The organism is Salinicoccus sp. HZC-1, from assembly GCF_046736035.1.
Classification (GTDB): Bacteria; Bacillota; Bacilli; order Staphylococcales; family Salinicoccaceae; genus Salinicoccus.
Window position 1 is genome coordinate 1,666,908 of record NZ_CP177130.1, and the last position, 20,987, is coordinate 1,687,894.

A 20,987-nucleotide genomic window follows, 5' to 3' on the forward strand; every position below is an offset into this window, starting at 1 on the left:
AAACTTTCTGAATGCTGCATATCATTTCCTTATTATTTTATCATTCCTTAATGAATAATACACGGCATTAAAAAAAGCACCTTTAAAAAGATGCTTTTAATCTGTATATTAGATTGCCTTTTGCTGAAAATTTCTCTTCATATTCAGTTCTGATATTATCTTCCGGTTCATCTTCATGAAGATTCAATATCACCTCATGAAAAATCATTCCGAACCGGTTCAGACTTGTCAGACTGTACTCGAACAATCCTCTGTTATCGGTTTTGAAATGAAGTTCGCCGTCATCCTTTAAAATCGACTTGTACTGCTCAAGGAATGACCGGTAAGTCAAGCGCCGCTTCTCATGGCGGTTTTTTGGCCATGGATCGGAGAAGTTAAGATATACCCTGTCCACTTCATCTTCATTGAAGTACTCATTGATTTTTTTAGCATCAAGAAGCAGGAGTCTGACATTCTTCAGTTCTGATTCACGCACTTTTTCAAGCACGCGGATCATGACATTTTTATCAAGTTCGATTCCCACGTAATTAATATCCGGATTACGTTTCGCGAGCTCTGTAATAAAGGTCCCCATTCCGGTTCCCACTTCGATATGAAGAGGGGAGCCGGTTTCGAAGAATTCAGTGATCCTTCCTGCATATCTTGATTCAACATCTACTATATCTCCATTGGACGAAAGAAAATCCATCGCCCAGGGTTTGTTGCGCATTCTCATTGGTAATTCCCCACCTGAAGTAATTATTTATATGATTTAAATAAAACGATCTCTATTAATAATCCTGTTGAGGAATATAATCCAGTCATTCATGTCTTTAAATCGCTTATGATCCTCATACCACTGTATCATTGTAATCGCCTGTACAAGTGTATACCACTTCATACGTTTGAGCAGATCATGATCAAGAGACTTACCATAACTGTTCAGCCATTCTCTCCATCTGCCTGGCTCTACATAAGTATAAAGAAGCATACCTAAATCTATTGCGGGATCTGCAATCATCGCGCCTTCCCAATCCACCAGGAATAATTCATCCTGATCTGATAAAAGCCAGTTATTATGGTTCACGTCTCCGTGACATACTGTGCAGAATTGTTCGTCAATCTTCGGCATTTCGTTCTCCAGGTACTGGATTGCCGCGCGAACAGTATGGTGGGCATTCACTTTTGGTGAAAGTGATGATTGTATCTTGTTTAATAACAAGTCCGGTAACATGGGTTTCATCCCAAGTTTTTTGAGCATTGTAAGAAGAGGCCCCGATGTATGAATTTTTTTCATCAATGAAGCTACTCTCTCCGAACACATCTCATCACGGTTCAGCTCCCGGCCATTTTTCCAATGTTGTGCTGTCACTACTTCGCCGGTCTCTATTCTTTTAGTCCAGACCAGCTTAGGTACAATACCCTCAGCCGACAACGCCGCAAGGAAAGGGCTGGCATTACGTTTCAGGAACAGCTTCCTGCCATCCTGCTCCGCCTTATAGGCTTCACCGGATGCTCCACCAACGGGGTCGAGTGTCCAGCCGAGCTGATAGAAATGCTCCAAATTCTACACCTCTTTTCATCGTCAAAGAAAAAAGCGCTAAATATTTAATAATAAGATAGCGCCAGTTTCCGTTCGTGTTATAAATTTTATAGGGTTTCATTAGTTATTTCAAGGACTATTATTAAGCTTATTTTTGACAACCCGCTGTCACGGGCCAAAAAGTCCATATACTATAAGCTTTTGAGCCTCTAAAAATAATTAGGGTAAATTTTCAGGTTAACATTATTTAACCAGGTTTAATTTGTGAATGTTTGTACTAAAGACTTCCTGGATCCGGCGGGTGATTTCTCCTCTTTGACCATTACCGATGATTACATCGTCAACTTTAACCACAGGGGTGACTTCCTGTGTAGTACTGGTGATCATCACTTCGTCCGCTTCTTTCAGCTCTTCCACTGTAAAGGCGGACTCATCGGTCTCTATATCTAATCTTCCGGCGATTTTCAACACTTCAAGTCTCGTTATTCCATTAAGGATGAGATTGTTCGCCGGATGGGTTTTCAATATACCATTTTTTACGATGAAAACATTCGTGGAGGAACCTTCTGTTACCACGCGATCCCGGTGCATGACAGTTTCATGTGCACCGGCTTTCACTGCACGTTCCTTCTCCATCACGTTTGGAAGCAGATTGAGGCTTTTCACATGGCATTTCAGCCATCTGTAGTCTTCAGATGTGATGGCATGCACTCCATTCTCCGACTGCGACAACGGCCGTCTGGCTTCATTAATATATGCAAGTATCACTGGATCGACATCCACAGGGTAAGCATGATTCCGATTCTGGATTCCTCTTGAAATCTGAATATAAAGCGCACCGTTGTCGATTGTGTTCCTATCTTTCAATTCCGTTACAACACTCAAAATTTCATCCCGGGAAATCCCTTCGATTTCAATCTCTTTCGCGCTGTTCATCAAACGGTCCAAATGTTCATCAAGCGTGAAAAATTCACCGTCATAATATCTGATGACTTCGTATACCCCGTCACCAAAATAAAAGGCACGGTCCCTGTACTGAACCGTCAGCTCATCATCATCTCTGAATTCCCCGTTATAAAAACTAGTCTTCATCCATCTCACCCTTTACACAGATTCTATGCAATGCTTCCAAGTATATTTCCGTTGCCAGCAGCAGTTCTTCCACTTTCATGCGTTCATTTTTCTGGTGCATCGTATCGGCTGTATCTTTGAACATTGCCCCAAAGGCAACACCTTTTTCAAGTGTTCTGGCGTATGTGCCGCCGCCAATCGTAAATGGCTCAGTGTCATCTTCCACATGATTGCGGTACGAATCAAGCAGTACACTGACAAGGGGGTCATTTTTATCAACGTAATGTGGTTCCTGGCGGGTCACATCTTCTATTACGAATCCTTCCTCATAGATCGAGTCTTCGAAGTCCCGCAACCCGGATTCAAAATCCAGGCCTTCAGGATATCTTAAATTCACACCGAAAATGCCGCCGTCCACTTCTGTATAATTGATCATCCCGGTATTGACGGAAGTTTCACCGAGTTCCTCATGTGAATGTGCCATCCCAAATTTTTCACCGTCGAAGTTACCGATGATTTTGGAATTCGCAAATTTCACAAAAGCTGTAGCATTATTGTCGAGATTCAGTTCATTCAGGAACTTCAGGAGGATGAATCCTGCGTTGACACCTGCTTCAGGTGTAGAACCATGTGCACTTTGGCCTTTGATGCCCAGCTTTAGAAAGCCATTATCTATCTCGTATTCACCTTCGGTGTCATCTCTTCGCAAAAAGTCTTCGAATGATTGAATCACTTCACTCATATTCTGCAGCACTTTAAGCTTCGCCTCCGCTTCTTCAGGCACCATGTTGTACCTTTCGCCGGAAATCAAAACTTTGAGTTCAATATTGGGCTCCTCTTCATCCAGAGGTGTGTGCTTTTGTATGATATTGAAAGTAGTAATCCCTTTTTCACCGTGAATGATCGGGAAAGCGGCATCTGGTGCAAAACCGGCATCCGGCATTTCTTCAGATTTGAAATAAGCGTCCGTGCATTGCCAATCCGATTCTTCATCTGTCCCGATGATCAGGCGCGTCCGGTATTTGAAATCCATACCCTGTTCTTTCAATATTTTTAGAGCATAATAAGCTGCCATTGTCGGTCCTTTATCATCCTGGACTCCTCTGGCTATAATCTCTCCATCCTCAAGCACTGGGTTGAACGGATTTGTATCCCAGCCGTTTCCCGGCGGTACAACGTCCACATGTCCTAAAATACCAAAGAGCTTATCTCCGCTGCCAAGTTCCAAATGTCCGGCAAGACTGTCCACTTCTTTGCTCACCATGCTGTCCCGTTCACCCAGTGACATCATATAGTCCAAAGCAGCCTTCGGCCCCTCGCCTACCGGTGCATTTTTCGCAGGCTCCCCCTTGACACTTTCTATTTCCAGCAGGCCAAATAAATCACTAATCAAAGCATCTTTATATTGCCCGACCAAACCTTTGTAATCCATGGACTATTCCCCCAGTGCTCTATGTATCATAATCTTATTTTTCCATGATATAGAAAAACGCAAAGAAAAACAAGGAAACAGCAAAATCCGGGCGCTGTTTCCTTGTTGTATTACATCAGTTATTTTTTATTATTGTTTTTATCGGAATCATCATCTGTAACTACATGAATATTGTGGTTTGGGTTCTTCTTCCCTTCGTCATCGATGACTTCTGCATTCCCAGGCTTATCTTTGTTAAGGTCGCCGTGCGTTACTGCATCCTGAAGCTCTTCATCCTGGTGGATGCCGCCTTCGGAAATCCATTCGTTATTCATTTCTTCAGTTGTCAGCTGGCCTTCAGCATCCATTCTATCCGGTTTGGTATAATGTCCATCCGGATTGGCTACGCTGCTTGCGCCCTGCGTCGGTGAAATTTTACTGTTGTCATTTTTCGGCTGATTGTAATCATTGGCAGCTTCGGAAGAATCTTTCTCTTCAGAAGAGCCTTCGTCTTCAGAGTTCATTTTAGATTTCGCCTTCTGCTGGGCTTCCTGGGCGTATCCTTTTGGATCCTCTTTTGCCTTATCCACTTCCTGCTTGGCTTTTGACTGAATGTTCTGGGCATAACCTTTCGGATCCTGCTTCACCTTATCTACTTCCTGCCTGGCTTTTTCCTGGTATTCACCCGTCTGCTGATTGAATTTTTCCTGTACATTCTGGGCATAGCCTTTAGGGTCTTCCTTCACTTTGTTATATTCGTTCATTACAACATCGCGGTTTTCTTTCTTCGACAATTGTTTTGCTGCAACTGCGACACCAAGCATCGCCGCAACTTTTAATAATGCTCCTGTTTTTCTAGCCATGTTAAAACACCTCTTGTTTAGTATTTAGTTTGTAGATAATGTCTGATAGATATTTACCCGTTCACATGTGCCTTAAACTTATTTTTTTAATATATCGATTTCACTTTCGGTCAGCCTGCGGTATTCCCCTCTCCGCAGACCATCATCAAGCCCGAGGGAAGCAAATTCAATCCGTTCCAAATCAACCACTTCATTCCCCAGATACTGGAACATTCTTTTAACCTGATGGAATTTACCCTCAGTAATCGTGAGCTTCACTTTGCGGCTGGATATTTTCACTGCAACGGCAGAGGCTGTAGTAAAGTCCTTTAATGGAATGCCCTGCTCCAGCATGCTGATATCAGATTCAGAAACATCATCCTTTAAATCAGCGATATATGTTTTATCAATCCGGTTTCTCGGACTGAGCAGTTCATGGGCCAGTTTGCCGTCGTCAGTAATGAATAAAAGACCCGTTGTATCCTTGTCAAGCCTACCCACCGGAAATAGGTCCTTACTCTGGGGATGATCGATCAGATCGATGACAGTGCGCGTCGGACCTTCTTCAGTCGAAGAGATTACACCTTTCGGCTTGTTCAGCATAATATAGATGCCATTTTCCAAAACAACTTTTTTATCATCCAATCTAATCTCTTCACTGCCGTCAACTTCGAATTTCGGATCTTTTATCACCTTTTGGCCGACCGTCACTCTACCTTTCTTCATAATCGACTTTACATCTTTGCGGCTGCCTTCCCCTGCATTTGAAAGATACTTATCCAGTCTCATTTAGAGCACCTTCAATTTCTTTCTTATTTTGTCCGCTCTTGCCCCGAGAATTTCGTCTGCAAGTCCGGTGCGGAATGATATGAAAAGATACACCAGTCCTCCGACAGGTACAGCAACGGCAAGTACGATGACGGAGTTTAATTTTTGCTCAATTTCAAGGTTTAAAATAAATGCATAATAAATAATTTCAACGACAAGCAGCATCACCAGACTGTAAAGTCCGATTTCAGCCAATGGCCTGACTAATGATCTGAATTGGAACTTGCCGTACTTTTTAATGATATAGAAATTAATCAAAACCCCGATAGTGAGTGCAATCCCCGTCCCCATCACTGCGCCGACTGTCTGGAACTGGATGATGAGCGGAATATTGATGGCCGCTTTTATCGCCAGCATAATTAACACGACATATAAAGTCAGATTCTGTTTATCAATCCCCTGGACAATTGAACATGTTACAGAGAATAATGAAATAATCACACTGACTGGTGCATAGAACAACAGAATTTTTATCCCCATTTCATTATAGCTGTAGAATGATGTGTAGAGCGGTGCGGATAAAATCATCATTCCAAGAGCTGCAGGCACTGCAAAGAATAAAAGCATCAATACCATCATTTTAATTTGATGGTGTACATCATCCAGTTTGCCTTTATGGAAGTTTTTTGTAATGAACGGTAAAATTGTAATTGCAAATGCAGAAGCAAATGCGGTTGGAATCATGACGAGTTTATGCGTTGTCAGGTTCAGCATTCCGAACCATGCATCGTGGTATGATTCCGGTACTCCGCCCATTGCCAGTCCGTTATTATGAGTCAGCTGGTCAATGAACATTGTGAGCGGGATACTGATTCCCACTATGATGAACGGTATGCCGTAGCGGACAATTTCAGAATACATTTCTTTGTAGGAAAAATCATAATCCGTCGTATCAGTATCAATCATTTTTTGGATATGGGGCTTTCTCTTCCTCCAGAAATACCAGAGTGTCGCCATTGAACCGAGGCCGCCTATAAATGCTGCAAATACAGCGATTTCGTTTGCTGTCTGGACCGTGCCGCCCAGCATGTAAATAACAATGAATGAGCCCCCAAGCAGGAATGCGATCCTCAATATCTGCTCGATTACGGAAGAAACACTTGTTGGTCCAAAAGACTCAAAGCCCTGGAAAATACCGCGCCATGTCGCCATGAACGGCACGATGATTACTGCTACACCAACAATACGGATGATGCGTGTAATGTCTTCTGTGCTCCACCTATGGTCACCGTCCCCTGCTGCAAGCATCTGTAATTCAGCGATAAAAGGTGCTGCAAAATACAACGCGATGAATGCGATAAAACCGGAAGATAACATTACAATCAGACTGGACCGATATAATTTCCGGCTCGTGGCGTAGGCCCCGAGCGCATTATATTTAGCCACATACTTGGAAACCGCACCGGGCACACCCGCTGCTGCGATGGAGAGCATGATGGTGTACGGCGTGTATGCGTAACCGTACAAAGCGAGGTTTTCCTCTCCGCCCATGATACTGTAGAATGGTATAAGATAAAGCATACCAAGCACTTTAGTGATGACGGTGGCAATCGTCAGCAGAAACGTGCCCCTCACTAATTTATTTGAATCAGACATTTAACATCCCTCTTACATTTAGAATAATATTCATTATAATCGAAAGCACCTAAGTTTCAAACAAAAAGGAGAAAATCCAATGTATCATACCATAGTTGTCGGCGGCGGTGTCAGCGGGCTGATGGCAGCATTTGCCGCGTCACAAAATAACCAGAATGTATTGCTCATAGAGAAGAATAAAAGCCCGGGCCGCAAACTTTTAATATCCGGTGGCGGGCGATGCAACGTAACAAACAGGCTCCCATATGAAGAAATCATCAGCCACATACCGGGGAATGGCAAGTTCCTTTACGGCCCTTTCAGCACTTTCGACAATGAGAGCATTATCCGCTTTGTAGAACAGAACGGCGTCCCGCTTAAAGAAGAGGACCACGGCAGGATGTTCCCTGTATCTGACAAATCAAAAGATGTCTTAAAAGTTTTTACAGATGCCTTAGAAAATAATAATGTGGAAATACGCTATAACACCGTAGTGGAAGAAATTCTTGCGGATGATGGTAAAATCACCGGAGTGAAATTGACGGACGGCAAAGTGATACACTCTGACAGTGTAATCATTACAACCGGCGGAAAGAGTGTTCCGCATACCGGTTCTACAGGAGACGGGCATGCATTCGCCAAGTCCCTGGGCCATTCGATCACTGACTTGTTCCCTACGGAAGTGCCCATCCTTTCCAACGAGCCATTCATCCAGGCAGGTGATTTGAAAGGCCTGAGTCTGGATGATGTGGCTCTGTCTGTACTGAAGAAAAATGGAAAGCCGCGCATCACCCATCAGATGGACATGATATTTACACACTTTGGAATCAGTGGGCCGGCTGTTCTTCGCTGCAGCCAATTCATCTATCAGGAACAAAAGTCCCAAAAGAAAAAGGAAATTAAAATGTCGCTCGATTTTTATCCTGATTTGAGCCGCGGAGAACTGAAGAACATTTTTGAAAAAGAGATTTCAGACCATAAAGACAGATCCATCAAAAATATATTGAAAATGCATCTGCAGGAACGGCTCGTCGTATTCATCCTCAAACACTTGAATATCGACGGGACGGCCAACGGACACCATTTGAAATCAGATGATTTTGAAGCCATCCTCGATTTTCTGAAAGGTTTCGTTTTTACAGTCCACGGCACGCAGTCCATCGAAAAGGCCTTTGTTACCGGCGGCGGTGTCAACCTTAAGGAAATTACGCCGCAAACTATGGAAAGCCGTCTGGTTGAAGGACTTTACTTCGCAGGAGAAGTTCTCGATATCCATGGATATACCGGCGGATACAATATTACAAGCGCCCTCGTGACCGGATATGTTGCCGGAAACAACGCAAACGGCCGGATAACTTAAGTTATCCGGCCGTTTTTTTAATTGGCTACGATATTTACCAATTTTCCTGGTACAACAATGACTTTTCTGATTGTCTTATCATGGATGGCTTCCTGTACTTTGTTGGATTCAATCGCGATGCGTTCAAGATCATCTTTCCCTGCATCCGCGGGTACATTCATTTTCTCCTTCACTTTACCATTCACCTGTATAACGATTTCGACTTCTTCTTCCACAATTTTCGATTCATCGAATTCCGGCCATGCCGCATACGTTATTGTTTCAGCATTCCCGAGTTTCTCCCACAGTTCTTCAGTAAGGTGAGGCGCTACAGGAGAAAGCATTTTGATGAACCCTTCGATGTAGTCTCTGCTTATTTTTTCCTGCTTGTAGCACTCATTGATGAATACCATAAGCTGGGATATCGCTGTGTTGAAACCGAGCGTTTCATAATCATCAGTGACTTTCTTAATCGTTTCGTGATAGACCTTATCCAGAGCCGGTGTTTCTTCTTCAACGACGGACTCTTTGATTGATCCATTTTCGTCAACGAGCAATCTCCATACCCTGTCGAGGAAACGGCGGGCGCCATCAAGCCCCTTTTCACTCCAGGCGATGGAGGCATCAAGCGGTCCCATGAACATTTCATATAATCTGAGTGTATCCGCACCATGAGAGTAGACAATGTCATCCGGGTTGATGACGTTCCCTTTGGACTTACTCATTTTTTCATTACCTTCACCAAGAATCATGCCCTGGTTATATAATTTCTGGAACGGTTCTTTAGTATGCACTGCTCCGATATCATAAAGCACTTTATGCCAAAATCTTGCATACAGCAGGTGAAGTACAGCGTGCTCTGCCCCGCCGATATAAAGATCGACCGGCAGCCAGTGTTCAAGTTTCTCCTGTGAAGCCAGCTCTTTTGTATTATGCGGATCGATGTATCTCAGATAATACCAGCAGCTGCCTGCCCATTGCGGCATTGTGTTCGTTTCACGGCGCCCTTTTACGCCGTCTTCACGTGTCACAGTAATCCATTCTTCATTATTGGCAAGCGGAGATTCCCCTGTGCCTGAAGGTTTGATTTCATCCATTACAGGAAGCATCAAAGGAAGCTCTGACTCATCCACTGTACTCATTGTACCGTCTTCCCAGTGGATCACTGGAATCGGTTCACCCCAGTAACGCTGACGGGAGAACAGCCAGTCGCGCAGTTTGTATGTCGTCTCTTTTTCCCCGAGGTCTTTTTCTTCAAGGATTTCTATCGCTTTTTCGATGGCGGCATCTTTATCCAGACCATTCAATTCACCGGAGTTAACATGTTTGCCCTCTCCTGTGTACGCTTCGACGTCAATATTGCCGCCTTCAACGACTTCGACAATCGGCAGATCGAAAGTTTTGGCGAATTCATAGTCGCGCTCATCATGGGCGGGAACTGCCATGATTGCCCCTGTTCCATATGAAGCGAGTACATAGTCTGCAATCCAGACAGGAATCTTTTCATTGGTAAATGGATTGATTGCGTAGGCGCCTGTGAATGTACCTGTTTTCACTTTTGCTAAGTCAGTACGCTCCAGGTCACTTTTCCGTGCTGCTCTCTCCTGATAGTCTTTAACACTGTCTTTGTAGCCATCAGCAGTGATCTGTTCAATGAGAGCATGCTCCGGTGAAAGCACTGCATAGGTAGCACCAAAAACTGTATCCGGTCTAGTGGTAAATACATTGAATGATTCATCATGGCCATCGATTTCAAATTTTATATTCGCGCCCTCTGATTTGCCGATCCAGTTGCGCTGCATATCTTTAAGTGATTCCGGCCAGTCCAGATCATCAAGGTCTTCAAGCAGGCGGTCTGCATATTCAGTGATTTTTAAAATCCATTGTCGCATCGGTTTTCTTACTACCGGATGGCCGCCACGCTCGGACAGCCCGTCGATTACTTCTTCGTTCGCAAGTACGGTGCCGAGTGCCTCACACCAGTTCACCGGCACTTCATCGACATAGGCCAGCCCTTTGTTGTACAGCTGAATAAAAATCCATTGTGTCCATTTATAATATTCCGGATCCGTTGTATTCACTTCACGGTCCCAGTCGTAACTGAAGCCCAGTTCTTTAATCTGACGGCGGAAATTATTGATATTCATCTGGTTGAATTCTGTAATGTCATTGCCAGTATCAATTGCATACTGCTCTGCAGGCAAACCGAATGCATCCCAACCCATAGGATGCAGTACATTATAGCCCTGCATGCGTTTCATGCGGGAAATGATATCTGTAGCTGTATATCCTTCCGGGTGACCAACGTGCAACCCTGCGCCGGATGGATAGGGAAACATGTCCAATGCATAAAATTTCTTTTTACCCAGTTCATCTTCTGTTTTGAAAGTCTTGTCCGTTTCCCAATGGTGCTGCCATTTTTTCTCAATCTCTTTGTGATTGAAGCTCATTAAAATTCCTCCCTGTTTATATAAAAAATCCCATGCCTTAATAAGACATGGGACGATCATATATCTATACGACCGCGGTACCACCCGCATTCACTTTAAAGTGCAGCTTAATTTTTATGAGATTATATTAAAATCAGACGAGTTCACATGCATCTATTGTTGGCTTCCACCATTCCCAACTCTCTTCAAAATGAAATGCATGCTACTACTTCCGATACTTATAAATATAAGATACATTTTAAAAATTAGCAAGGTGTATATTTCGGGTTATGAAACGATTTACAGTGTCCGCTTCCTTTCAATGCCAAGCAATGCTTCTTTCTTATCCAGCCCGCCTGTATACCCGCCAAGGCTTCCATCGTGTGCAATTACCCTGTGGCAGGGCACAATGATGGAAATCGGATTTTTGCCGTTCGCATTCGCCACGGCACGGGAATAGTTCGGGCCGCCGCAATCTATGGCCAGTGTCTTATAACTGATCGTTTCTCCAAATGGAATCTCATACAGCCTGTGCCAGACCTTTTGCTGAAAAGACGTCCCTTTGTGCGCCAGGTTGATTGGCACATCAAAATGTGATCTCTTACCCGCAAAATACTCATCCAGTTCAGCGATACATTGCTCGACTGTATCATTTGGAATGTCATTATACGCGACATCTTCTTCACTTACATAATCCAGCCCGATGATGGCATCTCCGGATTCAGTGATTTTCAAGTACCCGACAGGGCTCTCCATAAAATATTCATTAATCATCAGAATCAGTCCTTGTATGTGATGTTAAATCCTTTATCATATCGTTTCTTCGTTTCCTTTAAGAGTAAAAAAGACAAGCAGGCTGCAACCAGCAGCACAGCCAATATAATATTTAACAAAGAATAATTAAGATCCCCCGTACCGCTTGTAAACAATAATGAAATCGGGCTGATCATTAATACCAGCACAACCATGACGGCTGAAAGGATCACATTGCTTATTGTGTCCAATCTTCTGGTTGGATTTTTACTGCTCACTACCGGCTGGGTGCTTCCGGCAAACATGCCGACAGGAATAATTGCCAGGGATATGAGAATGATGAGCAGAGCAGAATATACAAAAGTGTCCATATCAACAGGGAGAAGCAGCCAGACAAACAGAGCGGCTATTATATAAACGGGCGTTATCGTTAAAATATTATATAAATATTTTGCCCTGACCAGCTCTTTCGCTTTTATGGGCAGGGTCTTCAGAAAATCAAAGTGTGCAGCGTCGCGTGCTGTATTATATGCGCCTACGTATAAAGAGATAAGAACTGTACCGGATATGGATACCGCAATCATCTGGGCATTATACATATTGCCCTCCATTCCCGTTTCCATCATAGGGTTGGAGTATATGATAAAAACCATCACCCCAGGCAGCAGATACTGCGGCAGAAGTATCGTCCATTCCTTAAAATCACGCACTGTTAATCGCAGATCTTTAAGTATAAGCATTTTTACCGCTGAGGATGTAGCGGTTTCCGCATTGCGTTTTTCCTTCCTTGCAGCATTCTCTCCGATCCATCCCGATCTGAATGCCATCACAACAAAAGACCTTAAAGCAATGAACAGGGCCGCAGCCATCAGCAGCGAAACTGTAATGCCCATGACGCCCGCCCCTAAACTGAAGTTATATAGAAAACCGCTGTATAGAAATGCAAGCTCCGGCATAAAATCAAGTATATCTCCGATGGAGGAACTTCCAATGAGCAGCACTCCATATACAAGGAGGAATGAAATACCGCCTAGAAATGCAAGCACTTCACTCACTTTATTGGCAGGCAGGATTTTAGTGACTCCGAATACAAGTCCATAAGCAACCGACATAACGATGATGCTGAGCAGCAGGAAATAAACGAAATGGGTCACTGTCAAAAGCCAATTACTTTCTTTTATAGAAAACGTGATACCTGTCACCAGACCCAAAGGCAGCATGACCAGGACGACATTTATAAGCCATTGCTTTAAAAATTTTGCCGTGAATAATGCAGCGGGTGAAACCGGAAAGGTGAGATAAAGTTGAATATTCCGGTCCATGAACATTTCCTTAATAATTGAATTAACCGCAAGCAGCGCCAAAATAACGACTGCCACAATAGAGACCAATAATATAAAGCCGCCTGTATTTTCATCTGTAAGACTGAATATGATGAATGACAGCATCGAGACGACACTCGGCAACAGGAACAAAGCAATCGCCGCAATCAATAAACCATAGAGCACTTTCTTGGAATCACTGAATGCTCTCATATAGTTGATCATGGAACGCTGTTCCATTTTTAAAATTGATTTAATCATTGCCTTCAGCCCTCCTCCGTCAATTCGAGGAAAACATCTTCAAGGCTCGCGTCCGGTTTACCGACAAGTGCCCTCAATTCTTCCAGTGTCCCTGTATCTTTCGCGACACCGTTATAGATAATCAATATTCTATCTGCAATTTCCTCTGCGAGGCTCAAGGTATGGGTCGTCAAAAATACAGTATGCCCGTCAGCCACATATTCTCTCAGGTAATTTTTCAAGTTCCTGTTACTTTTGGGATCGAGACCGACAGTGGGCTCGTCTAAAAATATAATATCCGGGTGATGCATCAAAGCGCCGATTATCACCAGCTTTTGCCGCATGCCGTGAGAATAATTTTCCACCAGTGTGTCCAGTTTGCCCTCGAGGTCAAATAGATCCAAAAAGAATGCCAGCTCCTTTTCATATATATCCTGGGACATTCCATAAACACTTGCCACAAAGTTTAAATATTCCCGGCCTGAAAGTTTTCCGATGATATCCGGCGTATCCGGAACAAAACTGATTCTTCTTTTCAGCTCTGTCTTATCAAGCCGCATTTCTTCCCCCAGTATTTCCACAGAACCTTCTGTAGGCTCCAACAGTCCCATCAGCATTCTGATCGTTGTTGATTTACCGGAACCATTCGGGCCTAAAAACGCGAATAACTCCCCTTTCCCGACTGTGAAATCCAATCGATTCACAGCCAGTTTCGAACCAAAAGTCTTCGTTAAACCATTCGATTTAATCATTTATGTAGTTCCTTTCATCTCTGTTAGTTCCTATCATTATGTATGCTGCCTCTTACAAAAAAATGGTATACCTTTTATACTCAATGTACAACCTTTATGGTACAATCCCACATAGGAAACGGTCGGTGAATTGCTATGGAAAAATTTAAATACAGCTTTGATGATAAAAGATACCATACATGGAACTATCATCTTAAAAATAAATTTAATGAGAAAATATTCAAAGTCGCATTGGATGCAGGTTTCGACTGCCCGAACAGGGACGGCACTGTCGCCTACGGAGGCTGCACATTTTGTTCAGTGGCAGGCAGTGGCGACTTTGCAGGAAACCGGGTCGACCCGATTCCTGTCCAATTTGAAAATATAAGATCTAAAATGCAAAGTCAAAAGTGGAAAAATGGGCGGTATATCGCATATTTTCAATCATTTACAAATACGCATGCCCCACTGGATGTCCTAAAGGAAAAGTTCGAAGCTGCTCTTGAAATTGAAGGTGTCGTCGGACTATCCATCGGCACACGTCCCGATTGCCTGCCGGATGATGTTGTTGAATATTTGTCAGAATTGAACGAACGGACTTACTTATGGGTGGAGCTTGGTTTGCAGACGGCACATGAAGAAACATCAAAATTGATTAACAGGGCGCACAATCTGGACTGCTACATGGAGGGTGTTGCCAAACTGAGAAAACATAACATCAATATATGCAGTCACATCATCAACGGTCTGCCCGGAGAAGATTATGACATGATGATGGAAACAGCGGAAACAGTCGCCCGCATGGATGTACAGGGGATTAAAATTCACCTGCTTCATTTACTGAAAGGTACACCGATGATCAAACAGTATGAGAAAGGCATGCTTTCTTTCTTATCCCAGGAAGAGTATACAGACTTAATTGTTGATCAGCTTGAAATTCTGCCGCCCGAAATGATCATTCATAGAATTACCGGTGACGGACCCATCGACCAGCTCATCGGACCAATGTGGAGCACAAATAAATGGAGTGTTCTGAATGGCATCGATGACACACTGAAACAGAGAGAGACATTCCAGGGTGCAAAATATAAGGAGGATTCAAATGTTGGAACGCGTGCTTCCATACGCTAAAACTTTGGCGAAAGATATTGTCCAGCCGGGTGATTTACTTATAGATGCGACATGCGGCAACGGACATGACACAAAATTCCTTGCCGGACTCACAGGGTCTGACGGCCGTGTACTCAGTTTCGATATACAGGCCCAGGCAATCGAAAATGCAAAAGAGTTTTGCGAATCATACAGCAATATAGAATTCATTTTAGGCTCGCATGCGAATATCGACGAACATTTAGAGAGCGGCTCAGCCATTAAGGCCGCCATGTTCAATCTGGGTTACCTGCCTAAAGGAGATAAATCGATTACGACGGAATACCAGACAACGATTTCTGCGGTTGAAAAGATTTTTTCTGCACTGGCTCCCGGCGGCCGTATCATTATCGTCGTATATCATGGGCACCCTGAAGGCAAAGTTGAAAAAGAAGCACTCACTGAATTTTTAGCCGAATGGCCGCAGAAAGAGGCACAGATTCTGGAGTATCGATATATAAACCAGCGAAATGATGCGCCATATATTTTATGTATTGAAAAGAACAGCAAATGAAAATGAATCAGAGTTTTTCTCTGTCTCTCTTTATATTCACTGATATTTTTTTACTTAATATTCCTATGCTGATGATCTGGATGAATCAATTAATAACGTAAGGGAAGGAACTCTTTACAAAGTTCCTTCCCTTACGTTAATCAGCCATATGCCAGCTGAATATTTCCCAAGATGAATTTATGATTACTTAGGAATTTAAAGCACGATTTCAGGAGCTCTGATCTCCCCATACTCTTGAACAAACAACCCGTCTCCTTCAATCCAATCAGCATAGAGAATTTCTTCTGATTTTTGATTTCCATGCCGGTTTAATTGCTTTTGGACCCACTCCTGATCATAACCTAAAAATTCCAGAGATTTCTTTTGGATTTCCCCCTCTTTTATAATGACGTGTGGCAGTCGTGGACTACTTTTCTCATACTCACGATTCCGGATAATACTAACTGTTCCATCATTTTCAAAGACAACTAAATTAACCTCTCTCAATGAAAAGACACCATTTTTTCTAAGCATTTGTAACAGTTGTTCGATTTCCAATTTATTTTTCTTCAGCCCTTTTAAACGGACATTCCCTTGATAAACCAGTATAGAAGGGTTTCCTTTTAACGGCTTCCTCATCCAATCTACCTTCACGGCGAGAACTTCAATCAAGTAAATGAGCAATCCCCAGAGCGCCAATGCATAAAGTACTGCAATCCAGCTCACTTCTCTATCAAACACTGTCTGGCCGATGATCTCTCCCAATATAAGAGAATAAGCAAAGTCAAAGGGAGTGATCTTTGACATTTCTTTTTTTCCCAAGAGCCGCGTAACAATCAGCAAACCAATGACACCCAATACTAACTTGACGGTAATGACATCAATCGGAAACATCTTTGTTCTACTTTTCTATTCTGTATTCACCTTTAAATGAAGCAAGAAAATAGGTTGGAATTTATTACTTCTTTATTTCCTTTTATATTAAGTTCATAAGCGAGGAAAAGTGCAAAAGAGCAGGCGTCATGATGAGTGACTCCGCTTCATTTGATATGAGACAACACTGTCTAACTCCAGTATAGGTCAGTAATCACACCATTTACAAAATATTAAGGAAGTTCGAATGTATCGGGCCGGATTGTCCCAGTTGATGCAGCCTGGCTCATTTACATCTTAAACATCTTGTACACAAACCATGCAACAAGGAAGAGATACCTTCTCCAGCTACTACTTATTCCATCAAGACGTTTTGGCCACTGGTTATATTCCATACGTGCAAATCATGTGTATTTCTTATCCCGGTATACTTTGAAAAACCATTGTCATCTCATATTTTTCATATCAGCAGTCCTATTTTGAACAATTGTGTATTTAAGAAAGCTTCCAATTGATAATAAGGCACTTCTATATCATCCCTTTGGAATATACTATGCTCCCCGTGTTCCAGCATATGCACACTAATCTCTCTGGAATTAATCCGTTTAATATATTTTGCTGATAAGAATGGGTCAACGATTTCATTACTTTTACTGAGCAATGCAAGTACCGGTACATCAGGGAACTCATCAAGGTGCTCTGTCGTTGTCTTCATCTGATTGATTACAGTACGGTACCAGTGATAGCTGACTTTCCTGACAACCAACTCGTCATTTTCATACTGCTCTAAAAATTGCTTGTCTTCCGTAAAATATTTCATCTTGATTCCCGGATTGAATCTGGCTGCATCGCTTGATGTTCTTACACTGGTTTTTAATGTGTTTTTCCTATTCATAAATGATTGCTTGAATGATAACAACGGGTTTAACAGGACGATGCCATCAATCTGTAAATTATTCTGTCTCAATGATTCAATCGCAATCAGGCCGCCCAGTCCCTGACCCATTATAAATGTTGGCAATCCATATTCCTGCGCCACTTTATACCACTCATCAATTCTGTCCGTATATTGTGAGAAATCAGAAATGTGTCCCTTATTTACCCGTGTCGTCTGACCATGCCCGGGCAGATCTCCTGTAATACAATGATAACCTGAGCTTCTCAGCCGAGAAATCAAATCCGTATAGTATTCATGGTGTTCCATCATGTCATGAATGACGACCATAACTCCTTTTGGCTGCCTGTCCGTTTCCCATTTCCACATTGCAAAGCTCCTTACGTAAATTTTTTCGATCATTATGATAAACTTATTATAACAATCAGATTAAAGAAAGGACATTGGAAATGCTAATCAATTATAAGGGTATAAGACCAGAAATTCATGAAAGCGCTTTTATAGCGCCAAATGCAACAGTAATCGGAGATGTGGAACTTGGAGAAAATGCCTCTGTATGGTTCGGTACAGTATTGCGGGGGGATATCGCCCCTATCCGCATTGGTAATAACTCCAATATACAGGATTTGTCCATTCTGCATGAAACACCGGGAATCCCTCTCGTTATAGAAGATAATGTCACAATCGGGCATAAGGTGACACTTCACAGCTGTACCATCAGAAAGAAAGCACTGATCGGCATGGATTCCACTATACTTGATGGTGCTGTAATTGGTGAGAACGCTTTTATTGGTGCCGGCAGTCTGGTGACGCCAGGCACAGAAATCCCGCCAAATACCATGGCTTTTGGCAGACCGGCAAAAGTTGTTCGTAATCTGACGGATGATGATTTTGAGGAAATGAAACGTATCAATGAAACATATGTCAATCATATTCCGCACTATAAACCTGAAAATTAGTAATTATTCACCTGTCAAAAATTTATGTTTCAGAGTACAATATTATGGGGTAACTAAGACAGAGGAGGGTGACCATGGCATTATTAAGAGATATTTTCATTGCGCTTTCAGAAAACCAGATGCTGAACGACGCAAGTAAAAAAGTAGGACTTAAATTTGGGACCAACAAAGTGGTCGGAGGCATTACAATCGACGAAACGATTGAAAGATTTAAAGATATCAACGGCCAGGGAATGAGTGTGACGTTTGATAATTTAGGAGAATTCATTACTGAAAAATCGGATGCAATCAATGAGAAGAATAATATTCTCAACATGATTCAGGCCATCGATGATCATGGTGTCGATGCATCCGCTTCTATTAAGCTCACTCAGATCGGTCTGAATATCGATTATGATTTCTGTGTTGCGAACGTCAGGGAAATCCTTGATGCAGCCAAAGCAGTCAATATGTTCGTCAATATCGACATGGAGAATTATTCATCGCACGACAAAACGGTGCACATCGTTGATATGATGATGGAAGAATACGACAATGTAGGCACAGTTCTGCAGTCTTATTTATTCAACTCACCAGAAAATGTTTATAAGTATAAGGATAATAGAATCAGACTGGTCAAAGGTGCCTACAAAGAATCTCCACAAATTGCACTTCAAAGTAAAGATGATATTGACGCTGCATACGAGCAACTCATCCGAATACATCTGACAGAAGGTCACGGGTTCACTTCGATAGCAACACATGACCATAATATCATCAATGATACAATCGATTTCATTAATGAACAGGGCATTCCGAATGACAGATTTGAATTCCAGATGCTGTACGGATTCAGGAAGGAACTTCAAACGGAATTGGTGGACCGCGGTTATAACGTCTGCGTTTATATTCCATTTGGCAATCAGTGGTATGCATACTTCATGAGAAGGCTTGCTGAAAGACCTCAAAACATGAACCTTGTTATCAAGTCAATTACTAAAGACCCTGTTTTCAAAACAACGGCAATTGGTTCCGGTGCAGTGCTTGCAGGAATCGCGGTCTACAAATTATTCAGTCGTAAATAGAAATTACTGATATGTAAGAAAATATGCCGGGGAATCCCCGGCATATTTTTAATTCAACTGGCTATAAAGCTGGTCGGATAATTTCTTGGCATTCCTTACCAATAACCACACAGAATTGGCCATATAATCGGCTCCCGTCGTCAACATTCCCAGGGCGAACATCCCTTTTATTGTCCCGATGTTGGGGCTTATCACATTGCGGTTTCGATCGACCATAATTCCGCCGAACTCATTCTCCCCAATCAAAAGATGATTACGCAATACGCCCGTTAAGCCACTCAGGTCCCTGGAAATACTTTTGACCGGTCCTGTTGCATTTATAAGCGCGTCCATTCTATATGATTCACCATCACTTGTCCTGATTAAGAAGTCCTCCCCCTTCTCTACATCCTCCATATCATCTACAATGACCAGCTTTCCGGCTTCAATCCATTCTATCAGTTTTGATGCTGCTTCCTTCGGCATCGGTGAATGATTCTCATCGATTATCGGATGATATTCATCCATGAACTTTTGTTTATCCGCTCTGGATAAATATTGGAAAATTTCGCTGAATACAGGATTTAACGCCATAATTAAATAATGCAGGCGCCCTACTTTCTCAGTATTCCTTATATCATATATTAAATCTTCCACCGTATTTCCTGTTCTTCTTTTCAACAGAGAATAATCGACAGCGTTCGCTTCCATTTCTTTAAAAAACAGCTGTTTAAGGGCCGTGAGTGGAATTTCATCGTTGGTGATTAATGATTGCAGTGTTTCTTTAGTAAAATGTTTCAATTTAATATCAGCATATTCCCCTCTTACTGAAGGCATTTCCCCGCTCCTTGAAAATACATAGACCTTTTCCTTCTTATTTTCCAGAAGCAAATAGCGAATGCAGTCAATCGCCGATAAACCAGTCCCGATAATGCCGGTGACCCCGTTCAAACTATCCAGCGTCTCTTCTATCGGATACGGATCCTGGATATACCCTGGTGTCCCTTCCAAGTTGTAAGGATCACTGTACTTCAACATCCCGATAGTCAGGAATACATAATTATAATCTTTGCTCCCGTAATCCGATGTAAGTGTAAACCGTGCTGTATCAGAATCGAACTTAACATCCTTCACTTCATGAAATATCAGATTGCTGTTTTCATGTTTCTTAACTGATGCTTCCAATTTTTCTCTGCTGTACTCACCGAAAATGCTCCGGCTCGCATACTCGGCAACAGGATAATTTTTGGATTTCAGCCATTCAATAAAACCATTATCTTCATCTGATAGCGACATTTGTCCTGAAGGGATATTGATGATCAGGTGTTTACTGTCAGCACGGTAGGCCGGCCCTTTGCCCGCCAATTCTTCTGTATCATATAAATCTACTTCTATGGATTCTGTATATCTGTCATCGGAGACGATATGTTCTAGTATGGAGGTCCCGGTCACACCGCCTCCGATAATTGCGATTTTCACATTTTCCTGCACGCTCTCACACTCTCTTCCGTT

Annotated in this window: 19 protein-coding genes; 5 read left to right on the forward strand and 14 right to left on the reverse strand. The window is 42.6% G+C overall.

The features are described from left to right. Positions 1-82: 82 nt before the first annotated feature. The 7 genes from trmB to ACKRAT_RS08410 all read right to left on the reverse strand — a co-directional run bounded on the left by trmB (position 83) and on the right by ACKRAT_RS08410 (position 7,270). On the reverse strand, positions 83-715 hold the full coding sequence (gene trmB / locus ACKRAT_RS08380; RefSeq protein WP_411842058.1) for a tRNA (guanosine(46)-N7)-methyltransferase TrmB: 633 nt from the start codon (positions 713-715) through the stop codon (positions 83-85). 36 nt (positions 716-751) lie between these two features. Continuing rightward, positions 752-1,543 (reverse strand): phosphotransferase, encoded by a 792-nt coding sequence (locus ACKRAT_RS08385; protein WP_411842059.1) that lies wholly within the window; start codon positions 1,541-1,543, stop codon positions 752-754. A gap of 222 nt (positions 1,544-1,765) precedes the next feature. Beyond that, the gene (dat, locus tag ACKRAT_RS08390) at positions 1,766-2,614 is read right to left on the reverse strand and encodes a D-amino-acid transaminase (protein ID WP_411842060.1); all 849 of its coding nucleotides are present in this window, start codon (positions 2,612-2,614) and stop codon (positions 1,766-1,768) included. Then, positions 2,604-4,025, reverse strand: coding sequence for a dipeptidase PepV (gene pepV / locus ACKRAT_RS08395; RefSeq protein WP_411842061.1), 1,422 nt, complete (start codon positions 4,023-4,025; stop codon positions 2,604-2,606). Before pepV ends, dat begins: the two co-directional genes overlap by 11 nt. A gap of 119 nt (positions 4,026-4,144) precedes the next feature. Beyond that, positions 4,145-4,867, reverse strand: a complete 723-nt coding sequence (locus tag ACKRAT_RS08400) for a hypothetical protein (RefSeq protein ID WP_411842062.1) — start codon at positions 4,865-4,867, stop codon at positions 4,145-4,147. Between the two features lie 78 nt (positions 4,868-4,945). Next, a complete protein-coding gene (locus ACKRAT_RS08405) occupies positions 4,946-5,635 on the reverse strand; it encodes a pseudouridine synthase (protein WP_411842063.1) in 690 nt (229 codons plus the stop codon). Beyond that, a complete protein-coding gene (locus ACKRAT_RS08410) occupies positions 5,636-7,270 on the reverse strand; it encodes an oligosaccharide flippase family protein (RefSeq protein WP_411842064.1) in 1,635 nt (544 codons plus the stop codon). 79 nt (positions 7,271-7,349) lie between these two features. On the opposite strand from ACKRAT_RS08410, the gene ACKRAT_RS08415 reads away from it, so the two are divergent. Then, positions 7,350-8,609: an NAD(P)/FAD-dependent oxidoreductase gene (locus ACKRAT_RS08415; RefSeq protein ID WP_411842065.1), complete on the forward strand. Its 1,260-nt coding sequence runs from the start codon at positions 7,350-7,352 to the stop codon at positions 8,607-8,609. Between the two features lie 17 nt (positions 8,610-8,626). Here the strand turns inward: ACKRAT_RS08415 and leuS are convergent, their stop codons facing one another. From leuS to ACKRAT_RS08435, 4 genes are all read right to left on the reverse strand, one after another. Beyond that, the gene (gene leuS / locus ACKRAT_RS08420) at positions 8,627-11,038 is read right to left on the reverse strand and encodes a leucine--tRNA ligase (protein ID WP_411842066.1); all 2,412 of its coding nucleotides are present in this window, start codon (positions 11,036-11,038) and stop codon (positions 8,627-8,629) included. A gap of 279 nt (positions 11,039-11,317) precedes the next feature. After that, entirely contained in the window at positions 11,318-11,791 is a 474-nt protein-coding gene (locus ACKRAT_RS08425; RefSeq protein WP_411842067.1) for a methylated-DNA--[protein]-cysteine S-methyltransferase, read from the reverse strand. 5 nt (positions 11,792-11,796) lie between these two features. After that, entirely contained in the window at positions 11,797-13,353 is a 1,557-nt protein-coding gene (locus ACKRAT_RS08430) for an ABC-2 transporter permease (protein WP_411842068.1), read from the reverse strand. Positions 13,354-13,358: 5 nt separating this feature from the next. Beyond that, positions 13,359-14,084 carry an ABC transporter ATP-binding protein gene (locus ACKRAT_RS08435; protein ID WP_411842069.1) on the reverse strand — a complete coding sequence of 242 codons (726 nt, stop codon included), beginning with the start codon at positions 14,082-14,084 and terminating at the stop codon, positions 13,359-13,361. A gap of 135 nt (positions 14,085-14,219) precedes the next feature. Between ACKRAT_RS08435 and ACKRAT_RS08440 the strand changes: the two genes are divergently transcribed. Together ACKRAT_RS08440 and ACKRAT_RS08445 are read left to right on the forward strand one after the other, a co-directional pair. Continuing rightward, positions 14,220-15,194 carry a TIGR01212 family radical SAM protein gene (locus tag ACKRAT_RS08440; RefSeq protein ID WP_411842070.1) on the forward strand — a complete coding sequence of 325 codons (975 nt, stop codon included), beginning with the start codon at positions 14,220-14,222 and terminating at the stop codon, positions 15,192-15,194. Next, on the forward strand, positions 15,166-15,726 hold the full coding sequence (locus tag ACKRAT_RS08445) for a class I SAM-dependent methyltransferase (RefSeq protein WP_411842071.1): 561 nt from the start codon (positions 15,166-15,168) through the stop codon (positions 15,724-15,726). Before ACKRAT_RS08440 ends, ACKRAT_RS08445 begins: the two co-directional genes overlap by 29 nt. Positions 15,727-15,921: 195 nt before the next feature. Here ACKRAT_RS08445 and ACKRAT_RS08450 read toward each other — a convergent pair whose 3' ends face one another. Both ACKRAT_RS08450 and ACKRAT_RS08455 read right to left on the reverse strand, forming a co-directional pair. Further along, complete coding sequence (locus ACKRAT_RS08450; protein WP_411842072.1) at positions 15,922-16,599, reverse strand: DUF421 domain-containing protein; 678 nt, start codon at positions 16,597-16,599, stop codon at positions 15,922-15,924. Positions 16,600-17,038: 439 nt separating this feature from the next. Beyond that, positions 17,039-17,842, reverse strand: a complete 804-nt coding sequence (locus ACKRAT_RS08455) for an alpha/beta hydrolase (RefSeq protein WP_411842073.1) — start codon at positions 17,840-17,842, stop codon at positions 17,039-17,041. Positions 17,843-17,922: 80 nt separating this feature from the next. On the opposite strand from ACKRAT_RS08455, the gene ACKRAT_RS08460 reads away from it, so the two are divergent. Together ACKRAT_RS08460 and ACKRAT_RS08465 are read left to right on the forward strand one after the other, a co-directional pair. After that, a complete protein-coding gene (locus ACKRAT_RS08460; RefSeq protein ID WP_411842074.1) occupies positions 17,923-18,432 on the forward strand; it encodes a gamma carbonic anhydrase family protein in 510 nt (169 codons plus the stop codon). 74 nt (positions 18,433-18,506) lie between these two features. Next, on the forward strand, positions 18,507-19,496 hold the full coding sequence (locus tag ACKRAT_RS08465) for a proline dehydrogenase family protein (RefSeq protein WP_411842075.1): 990 nt from the start codon (positions 18,507-18,509) through the stop codon (positions 19,494-19,496). Positions 19,497-19,544: 48 nt separating this feature from the next. Here ACKRAT_RS08465 and ACKRAT_RS08470 read toward each other — a convergent pair whose 3' ends face one another. Next, positions 19,545-20,954 carry an FAD/NAD(P)-binding protein gene (locus ACKRAT_RS08470; protein WP_411842076.1) on the reverse strand — a complete coding sequence of 470 codons (1,410 nt, stop codon included), beginning with the start codon at positions 20,952-20,954 and terminating at the stop codon, positions 19,545-19,547. Positions 20,955-20,987: the final 33 nt, after the last annotated feature.

Excerpts from the sequence above, each read along its gene's own strand:
- ACKRAT_RS08465 (WP_411842075.1), top strand. The coding sequence starts at position 18,507 with ATGGCATTATTAAGAGATATTTTCATTGCGCTTTCAGAAAACCAGATG.
- ACKRAT_RS08440 (WP_411842070.1), top strand. The coding sequence starts at position 14,220 with ATGGAAAAATTTAAATACAGCTTTGATGATAAAAGATACCATACATGG.
- ACKRAT_RS08415 (WP_411842065.1), top strand. The coding sequence starts at position 7,350 with ATGTATCATACCATAGTTGTCGGCGGCGGTGTCAGCGGGCTGATGGCA.
- ACKRAT_RS08430 (WP_411842068.1), bottom strand. The coding sequence starts at position 13,353 with ATGATTAAATCAATTTTAAAAATGGAACAGCGTTCCATGATCAACTAT.
- ACKRAT_RS08400 (WP_411842062.1), bottom strand. The coding sequence starts at position 4,867 with ATGGCTAGAAAAACAGGAGCATTATTAAAAGTTGCGGCGATGCTTGGT.
- ACKRAT_RS08450 (WP_411842072.1), bottom strand. The coding sequence starts at position 16,599 with ATGTTTCCGATTGATGTCATTACCGTCAAGTTAGTATTGGGTGTCATT.
- ACKRAT_RS08410 (WP_411842064.1), bottom strand. The coding sequence starts at position 7,270 with ATGTCTGATTCAAATAAATTAGTGAGGGGCACGTTTCTGCTGACGATT.
- ACKRAT_RS08425 (WP_411842067.1), bottom strand. The coding sequence starts at position 11,791 with ATGATTAATGAATATTTTATGGAGAGCCCTGTCGGGTACTTGAAAATC.
- ACKRAT_RS08460 (WP_411842074.1), top strand. The coding sequence starts at position 17,923 with ATGCTAATCAATTATAAGGGTATAAGACCAGAAATTCATGAAAGCGCT.
- dat (WP_411842060.1), bottom strand. The coding sequence starts at position 2,614 with ATGAAGACTAGTTTTTATAACGGGGAATTCAGAGATGATGATGAGCTG.
- ACKRAT_RS08435 (WP_411842069.1), bottom strand. The coding sequence starts at position 14,084 with ATGATTAAATCGAATGGTTTAACGAAGACTTTTGGTTCGAAACTGGCT.
- leuS (WP_411842066.1), bottom strand. The coding sequence starts at position 11,038 with ATGAGCTTCAATCACAAAGAGATTGAGAAAAAATGGCAGCACCATTGG.
- trmB (WP_411842058.1), bottom strand. The coding sequence starts at position 715 with ATGAGAATGCGCAACAAACCCTGGGCGATGGATTTTCTTTCGTCCAAT.
- ACKRAT_RS08445 (WP_411842071.1), top strand. The coding sequence starts at position 15,166 with ATGTTGGAACGCGTGCTTCCATACGCTAAAACTTTGGCGAAAGATATT.
- ACKRAT_RS08455 (WP_411842073.1), bottom strand. The coding sequence starts at position 17,842 with ATGTGGAAATGGGAAACGGACAGGCAGCCAAAAGGAGTTATGGTCGTC.
- ACKRAT_RS08405 (WP_411842063.1), bottom strand. The coding sequence starts at position 5,635 with ATGAGACTGGATAAGTATCTTTCAAATGCAGGGGAAGGCAGCCGCAAA.
- pepV (WP_411842061.1), bottom strand. The coding sequence starts at position 4,025 with ATGGATTACAAAGGTTTGGTCGGGCAATATAAAGATGCTTTGATTAGT.